Source organism: Rathayibacter sp. AY1A7, from assembly GCF_002930845.1.
Classification (GTDB): Bacteria; Actinomycetota; Actinomycetes; order Actinomycetales; family Microbacteriaceae; genus Rathayibacter.
In genome coordinates, this window is sequence record NZ_PSTL01000003.1 from 112,363 (window position 1) to 125,613 (window position 13,251).

Below are 13,251 nucleotides of genomic sequence, written 5' to 3' on the forward strand. Positions count from 1 at the left end.
CTGCGGAGTGGCTGCCGTTGCGGCGCCTCGCTCAGATCCAGCCGCGCTCGCGGGCCTCGATCACCGCGCGCTGGCGGGTGTCGACGTCGAGCTTGCGGAGGATCGACGAGACGTGGTTGCGGACGGTGCCGGAGGAGAGGTGCAGCGCCGCGCCGATCTCGCCGATCGTCTCGCCGCGGGAGCCGGCGCTGAGCACGTCGAGCTCGCGGTCGGTCAGCGGGCTGCGCGTGCTCGCCAGGGCGTCGGCGGCGATCTCCGGATCGACGTAGCGGCGTCCGCTCGCGACCTGGCGGATCACCTCGGCGACGTCCTCGACCCGGCGCGACTTCGGCAGGAAACCGCTGACGCCCGCTCCGAGCGCTCGCCGCAGGACCCCCGGCCGCGCGTGCCGGGTGACGACCACGACGCGCGTCGCCGAGACCCGGCGCAGCCGCTCCGCCGCCTCGATCCCGTCGAGCCCGGGCATCTCGACGTCGAAGAGGCACACGTCGGGCTGCAGGCGCAGGGCCTCCGCGACCGCCTGCTCGCCGTCGCGGCACTCGCCCACGATCTCGAGGTCCTCCTCGAGGCGGAGGAGCGCGGCCAGCGCCGTGCGGATCATGTCCTCGTCGTCGGCGATCAGCACCCGGATCACGAGTCGCTCCCCACCGGCAGGCGCGCGTCCAGCTCGAAGGAGCGGCGGACCGCCCCGGCGCGCAGCGTCCCGCCCGCCCGCTCGACCCGCTCCGCCATGCCGAGGACGCCCGAGCCGGTCCCGTCCGCCTCCTCCGCGTCCGGTGCCAGGTCGTTCACCGCCTCGAACCGCCACTCGTCCTGCTCCCGCGCGAGCCGCAGCCGCGCGCTGGAGCCGCCGCCGTGCTTGAGGATGTTCGTCGTCGTCTCGCGGACCACCGGCCCGAGCGTCTCCGCCGGCGCGTGGGACGCCGCCGGGTCGACCTCGAGCTCGACGCGGAGCCCGGCCGAGCGGAGCAGGTCGGCGGCGTTGGCCAGCTCGTCGACGAGCGGGACGCTGCGGAAGCGCGTCGCGAGCTCGCGGGTGCCGGTGCGGGCGCCGTCGACCGAGCGCTGGGCGGCGCGCAGCTGCTCGAGAGCGGCCTCCGGGTCGCTGCCGAGGAGGCGCTCCGCGAGCTCGAGCTGCAGCGCGATGACCTGGAGGTGGTGGCCCTGGAGGTCGTGCACGTCGCCGGCGAGCAGCAGGCGCTCCTGGGCGGCGGCGAGTCGGCCCTCGGCGGCGCGCGCCCGGTCGAGCTCGCGGACGATGTCCCACCACCACAGCGCGCTGACGACCGTCAGGGGCAGCAGCGTCGCGAACAGCAGGAGGGTCGAGAGCGCGGCCGACGCGTCCGGCGCCGCTCGCGTCTGCTCGAGCACCGCCGCGACCGCGAGGACGATCGTGCAGAGCACCATCACCCGGAGCCGCACCCCGCTCTGCCAGGGCAGCACGGCGACCAGGGTCGCGGCGAGCGAGAGCCCGAGCGCGAGGCTCCCGGCGGCCGTGCCGGTGAGCGCGGCGGCCGCCACTCCGAGGCAGAAGACCAGGGTCGGCACAGCCCGGAGGCGCACCGGGCCCTCGCGGTCGGCGCGCCGGTACGCGAGCGCGGTCGGCGAGAACACCGCGACCCAGGCGGCCGCGCCCAGGAAGTAGGCGCCCTTCCGCCACTCCTCGGCCTCGGCGCTCAGCACCGCCACGGACCAGACGGCCAGGACGATCACCACGAAGGAGGCGGCCGACGCGAGGGTGTACCACCAGGTCACGGCGACGCCGCGGCCCGCGCGCACGGGCGGATCCGCCTCGGTCGAGTTCACCATGCGGCCCAGGCTACGACCATGACACTTGTCACCCCTCGGGCCGCCGATCCTCCCGGGACGCGGTGACCCGGCGGCACTGCCGCGTCGGGCGCGGACACGGTCGGATGGAGGAGTCCCGAGAGCCGGGGCCACGAACCGGAAGGCACGACCATGACGATCATCAGCGACGCGATCCTCGGATTCCAGGACCTGATCGGCCGCGTTCCCGAGCTCGTGCAGCCCCTCGTCGTCGCCGCGGCCGGGGCCGTCCCCTTCATCGAGGGCGAGGGAGCGGCGAGCATCGGGATCATCGGCGGCATCCACCCGGTCGTCGCCGGGCTCGCCGGGGCGATCGGCAACTTCGTCTGCGTGGCGCTGCTCGTGCTGCTGGGCACCGGCGTCCGCTCGGCGATCACGGGCCGCTCGGAGGCGAAGCGGACGACTCCGCGGCGCGAGAAGTTCCAGCGGGCCTTCACCCGCTACGGCGTCCCGGGCGTGAGCCTGCTGGGGCCGCTGCTGCTCCCGACGCACTTCACCGCGGTGATGCTGGCGGGCGCCGGAGTCGGCCGCGGGCGGATCCTGCTCTGGCAGGGCGTCGCGATCGCACTGTGGACGACGGTGCTGACGGTGATCGTCGGGCTCGCGGTCTCGGGCGCGACGCGGGCGGGCTGAGCGGGCCGGACTCGGTCCTGAGGCGTGCGACCCCGGTGGCGCAGAGGCGTTCGCGCCATCGGTCAGTGCCGGATGCGCCGTCCCGGTCCGCCGTCCGGGTCCGTCGGCCCGGCGGACTGCAGGTGGGTGTGCAGGCGGATGAGGGTGTCGCGCAGCCGGGTCTTGACGGTGCCGAGCGGGATCGACAGCTCCTCCGCGATCTCGGAGTGGCTGTACCCGCGGACGTAGGCGAGGTAGAGGACGTCGTGGTGGATGGCGGCGAGCTGCCGGATCGCGCCGGCCGCGGGCGCCAGGGCGAGCCGGACGTCCGAGCGCTCCCACTCGCGATCGCGCGGCCGGTCGAGGACCGTGTACTGCAGCTCCCGGCGCCGCGCCGACCGGTCCGCACGGGCACGGTCCACGGCCCGGCGGTGCGCGACCTGGGCCAGGAAGGCGAGGACGGGACGTCCCGGGTCGAGCGAGCGCGCAGTGCGCCAGAGCTCGAGGTAGACCTCCTGCGCGACCTCCTCGGCGGCGGCGCGGTCGTCGAGCACGGCGTCCGCGACGGAGACGACCCTGCCCGCGGTGAGCGAGTAGAGCTGCCGGAAGGCGGTCCGGTCGCCCGCGCAGACCCGCAGCAGCAGGGCCGCTGACCGCGCAGGGCCGTCCCCGGGCTCACGCCGCTCGCCCGTCATCGTCGACACAGGGCTCAGCCTGGCACCGCGGACGCGCTCCTCCCGGGGTTACTCCCTGTGAGGTGGCCCCCGTTAGAGGCTCACTTTCACAGGAGTCCGCCGATGCGCGCCGCACGCCCGCCGATGCGCGGCCCCGGTCGCGCACGGGCCCGTGCGGCGGCGTCGACGGACTCGGCCGCCCGTCAGGCGGCGACGCGCGCGTTCGACTGCGCGAGGAGCGCGACCGAGCGCAGGCGCGCCTCCGTCTGCAGCGACGCGTGGGCGACGATGACCTCGTCGGCGTCGGCGGAGCGGGCGAAGTCGGCGGTGTAGTCGGCCACCTGGTCGCCGGTGCCGACACCGGTGTAGGTGGTCATGCTCGCGACGTGGGCGCCGATCGGGGCGCTGAGCAGGGCGTCGAGCTCCTCATCGTCGAAGGTCTGGCCGACGGGGATCTGTCCGCTCTGGCGCAGCAGCATCATCAGGCGGGCGCGCTTCATCTGCGCGAACTGCTCCTGCGCGTCCTCCTCGGTGTCGGAGGCGATGGCGTTCATCCCGGCGATCACGTAGGGCGCGTCGAGCTGCTCGGAGGGGCGGAAGCCGCGGCGGTACTCCGCGACGGCCTGGTGCAGCGCGTCCGGAGCGAAGTGCGAGGCGAACGCGTACGGCAGGCCCAGAGCGGCCGCGAGCTGCGCGCCGAAGAGCGAGGAGCCGAGGATGTAGAGGGGGACGCGGGTGCCGGCGCCCGGCGTCGCGCTCACTCCGGGGATGCGGGACTCGCCGGCGAGGAACGCCTGCAGCTCCAGCACGTCCTGCGGGAAGCGCTCGGAGGAGTCGGGGTCGCGGCGGAGCGCGCGGAAGGTCGCCTGGTCGCTGCCGGGGGCGCGGCCGAGTCCGAGGTCGATCCGTCCCGGGTGCAGCGTCTCGAGGGTGCCGAACTGCTCGGCGATGGTGAGCGGGGAGTGGTTCGGCAGCATGACGCCGCCGGAGCCGAGGCGGATCGTGGAGGTCTGCGAGGCGACGTGCGCGATGAGCACCGAGGTCGCGCTGGAGGCGATGCTCGCCATGTTGTGGTGCTCGGCGTACCAGACGCGGCGGTAGCCGTTCCGCTCGGCCTCCTGGGCCAGGGCGACGGAGGCGGCGAAGCTGTCGCGAGCGGTCTCACCGGGGGCGATGGGGGCGAGGTCGAGGATGGAGAGGGGAACGCTCATGGTGAGGGCAACGCCCGCGACGGCTCCGGTGTTCCCGTCGCGGGCGCCTTCCTCACGCCTCGGGGATGTCGCGGCCGTACGCCTCCAGCGTCACGGCCTCGGGCTCCGGTCCGCCGCGCACGCCGGCCTCGAGGGCGTCGATGCGGGCGAGCTCCGAGCCGGAGAGCGCGAAGTCGAACACGTCGATGTTCTCGGCGATGCGCTCGGGGCGGGTCGACTTCGGGATGACCTGGCGGCCCTCCTGCAGGTGCCAGCGCAGCATCACCTGCGCGGCCGTCTTCCCGTACTTGGCGCCGAGCTCGAGGAGCACCGGGTCGTCGAAGCTGCGGCGCGGGGAGTCGCGGTAGGCGGTGATGCCGCCGATCGGCGACCAGGCCTGGGTGAGGATGTCGTTCTCGCAGCCGAAGCGCTCGACCCGCCGCTGCTGGAAGTACGGGTGCACCTCGAGCTGGTTCACCGCGGGGACGACGTCGGTCTCGGCGAGCAGGCGGGTGAGGTGCTCGACCATGAAGTTGCTCACGCCGATCGCCCGCACCCTCCCGTCGGCGAGCAGCCGTTCGAGCGCCCGGTAGGCGTCGAGGGTGCGGTCGAAGGCCTCGGGCAGGGCCTGGTGCAGGATCAGCAGGTCGATCCGCTCGACGCCGAGCTTGCTCGCGCTCTTGTCGAAGGCGTGCAGCGTCTCGTCGTAGCCGTAGTCGCTGATCCACACCTTCGTCTCGAGGAAGACGTCGTCGCGGCCGGCGATCGCCTCGCCCACCTCGCGCTCGTTGCCGTAGGCCGCCGCCGTGTCGATGTGCCGGTACCCCGCGTCGAGCGCGGCGGCGACGGCGGCGCGGGTCTCGTCGGGCGGAGTCTGGAAGACGCCGAGTCCGAGGGCGGGGATCTCGACACCGTTGTGGAGAGTGAACGTGTTCATGAGCCCACGCTACGTCCGCAGACGCCGAGTCGCCCGAGAAGCCGCGCGCGACTCCTCAGGCGACCCCGTCGCTCCGGCCCTGCTCAGCCGTCGATCGGCAGCAGGATCCCCTTCACCGTCTCGTCCGTGGCGAGGAACTCCTGCACGGCCGGGTCCTGGAAGGCCTGGACGAGCTTCCTCACGTTCTCGGTGTCGCGGTACTTCGAGCCGATGGTGAGCTGCCCGGCGAAGTCGTCGGGGGCCTGCGGGGCGAAGATCTGCTGCTCGATCGGGATGCCGGCGGCGAGGTAGTACTCGGTGTAGCCGACGGCCGCGTCGAGGTCCGGCAGCGCGCGCGACTGGGCGGCGAAGTCGAGCAGCGTGAACTGCAGGTTCTTCGGGTTCTCGGCGATGTCGTCCTGGGTCGCGGTGCCCGGCTCCGTGCCCGGCTTCAGCGTGATCAGGCCGGCGTTCTGCAGCAGCCAGAGGCCCTGCGCCTCGTTGGCGGGGTCGGAGTAGAGCGAGACCGTGCCGCCGTCGGGGATCTGGGAGACGTCGGAGTACTTGTCGCTCCAGAGCCCGAAGCCCCAGCGGAAGACGGGGGTGGCCGCCTCCTCCTCGAAGTCGGGGTTGGCCTCGAGCACCTGTCCCAGCCAGAGCTTGTGCTGGTAGACCGTGGCCGCGACCTCGCCCTCGCTCACCGCGCGGTTGATGGTGTTGCTGTCCGAGAGCCCCTTGAAGGCGACGGTGATGCCGTAGCGCGGCGCCACCTCCTTCGCGACGAAGTCGACCAGGGCCTGCTCGGAGGCGTTGCCCTCGGCGGTCGCGACGTAGAGCGTCGCTCCCTCCTGCTCGTTGGCCGAGACGGCGGGGGAGAGGAGCGGGACGGCGATCGCGGAGGCGACGCCGACCACGACGACGGCCGCTCCGGCGATCCAGGGCCAGCGGCGCTTCTTCTTGAGATCGAATCCGAGGTCGTCGGGAGTGGACATGGCGGTGCCTTTCGAAGAGGGGGTGCGCGGGCGCGCGGGAGGGGCGCCCGAGGGCGCAGGAGGAGGAGTGGTGGTTCTAGACGGCGGCCGCGACCCGCGGCGCTCGCCGCGAGCGGGAGGCGCCGGGCGTGGTCGCGCGGACGAGGGCGTCGCCGGTGAGCTGCACGGTCGCGACGGTGGCGACCAGGATCACGATGGTGGCGAGCATGACGGTGGTGTCGAAGCGCTGGTAGCCGTAGGTCACCGCGACGTAGCCGATGCCGCCGGCGCCGATCGTGCCGGCGATCGCCGAGTACTCGATCATCGCGATCGTGTTGATCGTCAGGCCGCCGATGATCTGCGGCACCGCCTCGCTCAGCTGGGCGGTCCGCACCACCTGCAGCCGCGACGCTCCGGAGGCGCGGGCGACGCGGGTGAGCGAGAGCGGCACGCTGCGCAGCGCGTTCTCGACGATGCGGGTGAAGAAGGCGATCCCCGCGATCGACATCGGCACGACGGCGGCCGCGATCCCGATGTTGGTGCCGGTGATCAGGCGCGTGAACGGCATGATCGACGCCATCAGGATGAGGAACGGCAGCGAGCGGCCGACGCTGATGACGGCGCTGAGCACCTGGTGCGCGGCCCGGTTCTCGGCCAGCCCGCCCGGAGCGAGGTTGTGCACGAGAGCGCCCAGCGGCACGCCGACCAGCACCACGATCGCCATGACGATGCCGACCATGATCAGCGTCTCGCCGAGCGCCGGCAGCACCAGCGCGGGGATCTGCTCGAGCGGGACCTTGTTGTCGAGGTGGAGGATCACGCCGCCACCTCCTCGGCGAGGACGCGCACGCCGGCGGGCCGGACCGACAGGCCGAGCTCGGCCGCCGCACGGGTGAGCCGCGCCTCGTCGACCGGGCCGAGCCCGATCGTCGCGTGGCCGACCGCCTGCCCGTCCACCGTCTCGATCGCCGCGCCGAGCAGCGCGACCGGGCCGACCGCCTCCGCGAGCCGGGTGACCCAGTCGGTCGGCACTCCGGAGCGGGAGTAGCCCACCACCCATTCGCCCAGACCCGGGCCGGGCGCGACGGAGGGGCGCACCGGGTTGAGGGCGAGGCCGAGCGGGGACGCGGGGTCGCGCAGCAGGTCGACGAGGCGCCCCGACTCCACGATGCGGCCGTGGTCGAGGCGGGCGACGGAGTCGGCCACCTGGCGCACCGTCTCCATCTCGTGGGTGATGAAGAGGATCGAGAGGCCCAGGTCGTCGCGCAGCTCCTTCAGGAGCGTGGTGATCGCGGTGGTCGAGGCGGGGTCGAGGCCCGAGGTGGCCTCGTCCGAGAGCAGCACCGAGGGGCGGAGGGCGAGCGCGCGGGCGATGCCGACGCGCTGGCGCTGACCGCCGGAGAGCTGGTGCGGGTAGTAGCGCGCGCGGTCCGAGAGGCCGACGCGCTCGAGCAGCTCCGCGACGCGGCGCTTCGTCTCGGCGGCGGTGACGCCGAGGTACTCCAGCGGAAGGGCCACGTTCTGCTCGGCCGTGCGGCGGCTGAAGAGTCCGTCGGACTGGAAGACGGTGCCGATGCGGCGGCGGGCGACGCGCAGCCGCTCCTCCGAGAGCTGCGAGAGCGCCTCCCCGTTGACGACGACCGTGCCCGAGGTGGGCCGTTCCAGGAGGTTCACGCAGGCGGCGAGCGTGCTCTTGCCCGCACCGCTCGGGCCGACGACGGCGAAGATCTCGCCGGTCGCGACCGAGAAGTTTAGGCGGTCGAGCACGGTCGCCGGACCGTACGACTTGCTGAGCTGCTCGAGCCGGATCATCGCGTTCCTTCGGACGGGTCGGGCGGCCGCGGCCTCTCCGCGTCGTCCCGGACACGATGATGGAGCACCGCGGGCCCGCCCGTCCCGGCCCGCGTCGCCCGGCGTAACCCTTCGTCGCCGGGCGTAACAGTGCGCGGGGCGGAGGGGGTCGCGGCCGCGAGACGCGACAGGACCGCCGCGGCCGGCAGCACGCGGGCTACCGTGACCGGATGCAGCCGAAGTGGGAGTCGACGACCATCGAGCGCGCCTTCGACGAGGGGTGGTCGGACGAGCCGATGGGGACGAAGGAGAAGTTCTGGCTCGTCGCCGACGGCGATCTGTGGCTCTTCAAGTTCGCCCGCCAGCGAGGAGACGAGACCCGCGGTGAGGACTGGGCGGAGTGGGTGTCGTTCCATCTCGCGCGGATGCTCGACGTCCCGTGCGCGGAGATCCGACCTGCGACGGTGGGCGGTCGGCGCGGAATCATGTCGAGGAACGTCATCGAGCGCGAGCAGATGCAGAGCCTCGAGATCGGGAACAGCCTGCTGCGCCACTCCGATCGCCACTACGACCACGCTCGGAGGCGGCCAACGACCGCTACACCGTCGATGCGGTGAGACGTGCTCTCGACGGCGTCGACGCTCCTGCAGGCTTCGACGCCGTCGCCGGACTGAGCGGTTTCGACGTGTGGGCGGGCTACCTGCTGTTCGATGCCTGGGTAGCTGGACGGGATCGACACGACGAGAACTGGGCCGTCATCGCCGGACGCGGTCATCGGACCCTCTCGCCCTCGTTCGATCACGGCAACGCCCTCGGATTCCAGGAGACCGAGGAGAAGCGCGCCGCCTGCCTCGCCGATGAGGCTCTCTTCGACCGGTGGGTGCGGAGAGGAAGGAGTCACCATTTCGCCGGGAGACCGCTGCTGGTCGACCTCGCAGCGGAGGCCCTCGCGGCGGCCTCTCCGGAGGCGCAGGCGTTCTGGCCTGCTCGGCTCCGAGCGGTCGATCCCTCTGCGGTCCTCGAGGTCCTCGCGGCGGTTCCTCCGACCCTGATGTCGGAGACGTGCGCTAGTTTCACGGAAGGACTGCTGGCAGCGACACGGAGGAGGATCCTCGATGACTCTCCTCGTTGATCGACCGGCGCCGCGTCCGACCCCTGGTGTCCGCGAGCTGCTGCTCGTCTGGCAGAACCCTCGTACTCGCCGGTTCCTCCGCGCGGCGGTGCTGTCCGTCGGGGTCGACGGCTTCCTCTTCCGGTACGAGCCGGCGGCTGTCGCCGACGAGGACTTCTTCCCGCTCGCGGAGTTCCCCCGTGTGGACGCGGAGTACCGGAGCTCGTCCCTTCCGCCGTTCTTCGCCAACAGGGTGATGTCGTCCGAGCGCGGCTCGTACGAGGAGTACCTGGGGTGGCTCGGTCTCGAGGCGGCGTCCCCCGACCTGCCCGTCGAGATCATGGTCCGGACCGGCGCGGCGCGAGCGACCGACACCTTCCATGTCGTGGAGAAGCCTCTCCGCACCGCGCAGACCCTCATCAGTCGTTTCTTCGTGTCGGGAGTCCGCCATCGGGCCGAGCTCCCGCTTCCGGTGTTGCCTCTCGAGCAGGGCGACGGGCTGGTCCTCGTGCCCGACGCCTCGAACCTCCGCAACCCGGAGGCCTACGAGGTGGCCTCGGTGTCCGGCGAGCGGATCGGATGGGTGCCGGACTGGCTGTGCGGTGAGGTCGCCGCGCTCATGGCGTCCGGATGGGAGGTCGAGGCGATCGCCGAGAAGGTGAACCCCGAGGCCCCGTCCCACGTCCAGGTGCTCTGCCGGATCACCGCGACCCTGCGTCACTGAACCCGCTCCCGCTCAGCTCGCGGCGGCCGCCGCGCGGGGGCTCTCGGCGCTCGCCGCGCGGGGGGCTCTCGGCGCTCGCCTCGCGGTCGAAGCGCTCGCGGCTGAAGACCTGGTCGGCGGTCGTCAGAGCGAGGCCGATCACGCCCGCCAGCTCGCCCAGGTCCGACGTGTGGATGGTCAGGTGCCGCGTGGCGAGCGGGTGGGTGCGCAGGTAGACGCGCTCGCGCAGGCCCGACATCAGCACCTCGCCGCAGTCGCCGAGCTGGCCCGAGATCACGATGGTCCGCGGGTTGAGGATGTTGACGAGGTCGGCGACCGCCTCGCCGAGGACGCGGCCGGCCTGGCGCACCGCCTGGGTGGCGCGCATGTCGCCGCGGAGCACGCGGGCCGTGACGTCGGCGACGTGCTTGATCGAGGGGTCGTCGGCCGAGAGGTCGCGGACGAGGGCCCAGCCGCTCGCGTACGCCTCCACGCAGCCGGCGTTGCCGCAGCGGCAGGGCAGCGGATCCGCGTCGACCGTGCCCGTGACCGCGCGGGTGTGGCCGATGTCGCCGGCCGCGCCGACGGCTCCGCGGATCGTCGCTCCGTTGAAGACGAGGCCCGAGCCGATGCCGGTGCCGAGCTTCAGGCTGATCAGGTTGTCGGAGCCGTGGTGGCGCGACTCGGCGAGGGCGCGGGCGTTCGCGTCGTTCTCGATGACGACCTGCACGCCCTCGTACGGCTCGGCGAAGTAGCCGGCGATGTCGAAGTCGTCCCAGCCGGTCATGATCGGCGGGTTGCGCACGCGCCCGGCGGCGAACTCGACCGGCCCCGGGACTCCGACGCCGATGCCGGCGACCGCGTCGCCCTGCTGCAGCCGCTCGAACGCGGCGATCACGAGCGAGAGCACGGCGTCCGGTCCCTCCCAGACGTCGACGACGCCGCTCTCGTGCCGGAGGGGGGTGCCGCGCAGGTCGCAGGCGGCGGCGACGAACCCGCTCGCCCCGATGTCGGCGGTGAGGAACACCGTGCCGACGAGGTTCATCGCGAACATGCTCGAGGGGCGCCCGCCGGTCGACTCGCCGCCGGTGGTGGGGGCGATCAGGCCGAGCTCCACGAGGGTCGCCAGGCGCTGGTTGACGGTGGAGCGGGAGAGCCCCGTCTGCTCCATCACCGCGTTGCGCGAGACCTCGCCCTGCTCGCGGAACAGCGCGAGGACGTCGGCCACGTGCGAACCGGCCTCGCCGGTGGAGTACCCCGTCATCGCTCCCCCTCTTGTCACGGTCAGCGTACATGCCTGCCGACGGGAAACCTGAAGTTCCCCGACTTTCGTATTGCGGTAACGCGAAAGCCCCGGTAGTTTTCACACACCGGCACGCAGTGGTGCCACTGATCCTCAAGGATGACGATGAACCGCACAGCACGCCGCCTCCTCCCGGTTCTCGCACCGGTCGGCGCCCTCGCACTCCTCCTCACCGGCTGCGCCTCGGGTGGCGACACGGCCGCCGGCGGCTCCGGATCGACCAAGGTCGCCGCGGTCATCAAGGGCCTCGACAACCCCTTCTTCCAGGCGATGGAGAACGGCATCGAGGACACCGCGAAGGACGACTCCGTGGACGTCTCGGTGCAGGCCGCCGCCGACATCGGCGACACCACCGGCCAGGCCGACAAGCTCACCACCGTCGCCGGCCAGGACTTCGGCTGCCTCATCGTCAACCCGATCAGCGGCACGAACCTGGTGCAGGCCCTCGCCTCCGCCACCGGAAAGACGATCGTCAACATCGACAGCCCGCTCGACCCCGACGCGGTCGAGGCCGCGAACCTCGACGTCACCACCTACATCGGCACCGACAACGAGGCCGCGGGCGGCAAGGCCGGCGACTTCCTCCTGCAGCAGCTGCCCGCCGGCTCCGAGGTCGCCGTCATCGGCGGAGTCTCGGGAGACGTCACCAGCGCCGCCCGCGTCGACGGCTTCACCGCCGCGATCGGCTCCGACCTCACTGTCGTCCAGGAGGCCGCGGCCGATTGGAAGCGGGAGGTCGCGCTGACCAAGGCGACCGACATCCTCGCCGCGAACCCCGACGTGAAGGCGTTCTTCGCCGCGAACGACGACATGGGCCTCGGCATCGTCAAGGCCGTCGAGAACGCGGGCCTCACCGGCTCCGTCCAGGTGGTCAGCGTCGACGGCAACGAGGACGCGCTGCAGTCGGTGAAGGACGGCGGCCTCACCGCCACCGTCGCCCAGTACCCCTACGCGATCGGCCAGCTCGGCGTGCAGGCGTGCGAGGCCGTCGGCGTCGGCGAGGAGATCCCCGCCGAGATCGAGTCGCCCACCGCGCTCGTGACCTCCGAGACCGCGGAGCAGGCCCTCGGCGCCTTCCCCCAGCCGTTCGAGGAGTTCGACAACCCGCTCGCCGCGCTCGTCCCCGGCAAGTAGGACCTCCCGCCCATGGCAACCCAGGAAGCGACCATGACCTCAGTCACCGCCCGCCCCCCGGCCAGCGCCTCCCCGCTGCTGGCGAACCTCCGTCAGCTCAGCTTCTGGGCCGAGAACGCCGCACCGATCGGGCTCGTCGCCCTGGTGATCGTGTTCTCGATCGCGACGCCGACGTTCCTCAGCCTCGGCAACATCAAGGCGATGCTCGTCGCCGCCGCGATCCTGGTCATCCTCTCGATCGGCCAGTCCTTCGTCATCACCACCGGCGGCATCGACCTCTCGATCTCGGCGACGATGACCGTCGGAGCGGTCGGCTTCGGCATCGGCTGGAGCGCCGGCTGGGGCTTCTGGCTCTCGGCGCTCGCGGCCCTGCTCTTCGCGGGGCTGATCGGAGTGATCAACGGCTTCCTGATCGCGAAGGGCAAGGTCACCGACTTCATCGCGACACTGGGCACGCTCTCGGTGGCGACCGGCCTCGCGCTGATCGTCTCCGACGGCAAGCCGATCACGGTCGGCAGCCCCGAGCTGCTCCGCCTCACCACCGGCTCGATCTGGATCATCGGCTACCCGATCATCCTGGCCGCGGTCATCGGAGTCGTCGCCTGGGTCGTCATGTTCCGCACCCGCTTCGGCCTGCACGTGCAGGCGGTCGGCGGCAACGAGGAGAGCGCGGTCGCCAACGGCATCAAGGCCGGACGCGTGCGCATCGCGGTGTACATCATCGCCGCCGTCCTCGCAGGAGTCGGCTCGCTCCTCCTCGTCGCCCGCGTCGGCGCCGCGGAGCCGGCCATCAACACCCAGTACCTGCTCAACTCCATCGCGGCCGTCGTACTCGGCGGAGTGAGCCTCACCGGCGGCAAGGCCAAGATCGTCGGCCCGATCATCGGAGCGTTCCTCCTGACCGCGCTGACCAACGGCCTGACCCTGCTCGGCGTCTCGCAGTTCTACCAGCCCCTCGCCGTCGGCCTGGTGGTCGTGCTCGCCGCCCTCATCACCCGCTACCAGAAGAAGTGAGCCCA

The 13,251-nt window shown here is 72.3% G+C and carries 15 protein-coding genes; 6 read left to right on the forward strand and 9 right to left on the reverse strand.

Features of this window, described 5'->3' with window-relative positions:
* Nucleotides 1–31 precede the first annotated feature (31 nt).
* Together C5B95_RS04195 and C5B95_RS04200 are read right to left on the reverse strand one after the other, a co-directional pair.
* Entirely contained in the window at nucleotides 32–634 is a 603-nt protein-coding gene (locus C5B95_RS04195; protein WP_104222701.1) for a response regulator transcription factor, read from the reverse strand.
* On the reverse strand, nucleotides 631–1,809 hold the full coding sequence (locus tag C5B95_RS04200; RefSeq protein WP_104348546.1) for a sensor histidine kinase: 1,179 nt from the start codon (nucleotides 1,807–1,809) through the stop codon (nucleotides 631–633). The genes C5B95_RS04195 and C5B95_RS04200 overlap by 4 nt, the downstream gene beginning before the upstream one ends.
* Before the next feature lie 150 nt (nucleotides 1,810–1,959).
* Here C5B95_RS04200 and C5B95_RS04205 point away from each other — a divergent pair, with 150 nt between their 5' ends.
* Nucleotides 1,960–2,460, forward strand: coding sequence for a small multidrug efflux protein (locus C5B95_RS04205; protein ID WP_104348547.1), 501 nt, complete (start codon nucleotides 1,960–1,962; stop codon nucleotides 2,458–2,460).
* A gap of 62 nt (nucleotides 2,461–2,522) precedes the next feature.
* Here the strand turns inward: C5B95_RS04205 and C5B95_RS04210 are convergent, their stop codons facing one another.
* From C5B95_RS04210 to C5B95_RS04235, 6 genes are all read right to left on the reverse strand, one after another.
* Nucleotides 2,523–3,134, reverse strand: coding sequence for a sigma-70 family RNA polymerase sigma factor (locus C5B95_RS04210; protein ID WP_258059816.1), 612 nt, complete (start codon nucleotides 3,132–3,134; stop codon nucleotides 2,523–2,525).
* A 182-nt stretch (nucleotides 3,135–3,316) separates the two neighbouring features.
* Nucleotides 3,317–4,324 carry an LLM class flavin-dependent oxidoreductase gene (locus C5B95_RS04215; RefSeq protein WP_104237741.1) on the reverse strand — a complete coding sequence of 336 codons (1,008 nt, stop codon included), beginning with the start codon at nucleotides 4,322–4,324 and terminating at the stop codon, nucleotides 3,317–3,319.
* A 52-nt stretch (nucleotides 4,325–4,376) separates the two neighbouring features.
* Nucleotides 4,377–5,240, reverse strand: coding sequence for an aldo/keto reductase (locus tag C5B95_RS04220; RefSeq protein ID WP_104348549.1), 864 nt, complete (start codon nucleotides 5,238–5,240; stop codon nucleotides 4,377–4,379).
* Between the two features lie 83 nt (nucleotides 5,241–5,323).
* Nucleotides 5,324–6,211, reverse strand: coding sequence for a MetQ/NlpA family ABC transporter substrate-binding protein (locus tag C5B95_RS04225; RefSeq protein ID WP_104232971.1), 888 nt, complete (start codon nucleotides 6,209–6,211; stop codon nucleotides 5,324–5,326).
* 76 nt (nucleotides 6,212–6,287) lie between these two features.
* The gene (locus C5B95_RS04230) at nucleotides 6,288–7,010 is read right to left on the reverse strand and encodes a methionine ABC transporter permease (RefSeq protein ID WP_104222708.1); all 723 of its coding nucleotides are present in this window, start codon (nucleotides 7,008–7,010) and stop codon (nucleotides 6,288–6,290) included.
* Complete coding sequence (locus C5B95_RS04235; RefSeq protein WP_104348550.1) at nucleotides 7,007–8,002, reverse strand: methionine ABC transporter ATP-binding protein; 996 nt, start codon at nucleotides 8,000–8,002, stop codon at nucleotides 7,007–7,009. The genes C5B95_RS04230 and C5B95_RS04235 overlap by 4 nt, the downstream gene beginning before the upstream one ends.
* A gap of 209 nt (nucleotides 8,003–8,211) precedes the next feature.
* Between C5B95_RS04235 and C5B95_RS04240 the strand changes: the two genes are divergently transcribed.
* From C5B95_RS04240 to C5B95_RS04250, 3 genes are read left to right on the forward strand one after another with little or no spacing between them, the layout of a single operon-like run.
* The gene (locus tag C5B95_RS04240; RefSeq protein ID WP_104348551.1) at nucleotides 8,212–8,598 is read left to right on the forward strand and encodes a hypothetical protein; all 387 of its coding nucleotides are present in this window, start codon (nucleotides 8,212–8,214) and stop codon (nucleotides 8,596–8,598) included.
* Entirely contained in the window at nucleotides 8,595–9,113 is a 519-nt protein-coding gene (locus tag C5B95_RS04245; protein WP_104348552.1) for a hypothetical protein, read from the forward strand. The genes C5B95_RS04240 and C5B95_RS04245 overlap by 4 nt, the downstream gene beginning before the upstream one ends.
* A complete protein-coding gene (locus tag C5B95_RS04250) occupies nucleotides 9,097–9,816 on the forward strand; it encodes an HIRAN domain-containing protein (protein WP_146076482.1) in 720 nt (239 codons plus the stop codon). The genes C5B95_RS04245 and C5B95_RS04250 overlap by 17 nt, the downstream gene beginning before the upstream one ends.
* Here C5B95_RS04250 and C5B95_RS04255 read toward each other — a convergent pair.
* Complete coding sequence (locus tag C5B95_RS04255; protein WP_104348554.1) at nucleotides 9,794–11,059, reverse strand: ROK family transcriptional regulator; 1,266 nt, start codon at nucleotides 11,057–11,059, stop codon at nucleotides 9,794–9,796. The two genes, C5B95_RS04250 and C5B95_RS04255, sit on opposite strands and share 23 nt — an antisense overlap.
* Before the next feature lie 144 nt (nucleotides 11,060–11,203).
* Between C5B95_RS04255 and C5B95_RS04260 the strand changes: the two genes are divergently transcribed.
* Both C5B95_RS04260 and C5B95_RS04265 read left to right on the forward strand, forming a co-directional pair.
* The gene (locus C5B95_RS04260; RefSeq protein WP_104348555.1) at nucleotides 11,204–12,232 is read left to right on the forward strand and encodes a substrate-binding domain-containing protein; all 1,029 of its coding nucleotides are present in this window, start codon (nucleotides 11,204–11,206) and stop codon (nucleotides 12,230–12,232) included.
* A gap of 33 nt (nucleotides 12,233–12,265) precedes the next feature.
* Nucleotides 12,266–13,246, forward strand: a complete 981-nt coding sequence (locus tag C5B95_RS04265; protein WP_104348556.1) for an ABC transporter permease — start codon at nucleotides 12,266–12,268, stop codon at nucleotides 13,244–13,246.
* The last annotated feature ends 5 nt before the right edge of the window (nucleotides 13,247–13,251 follow it).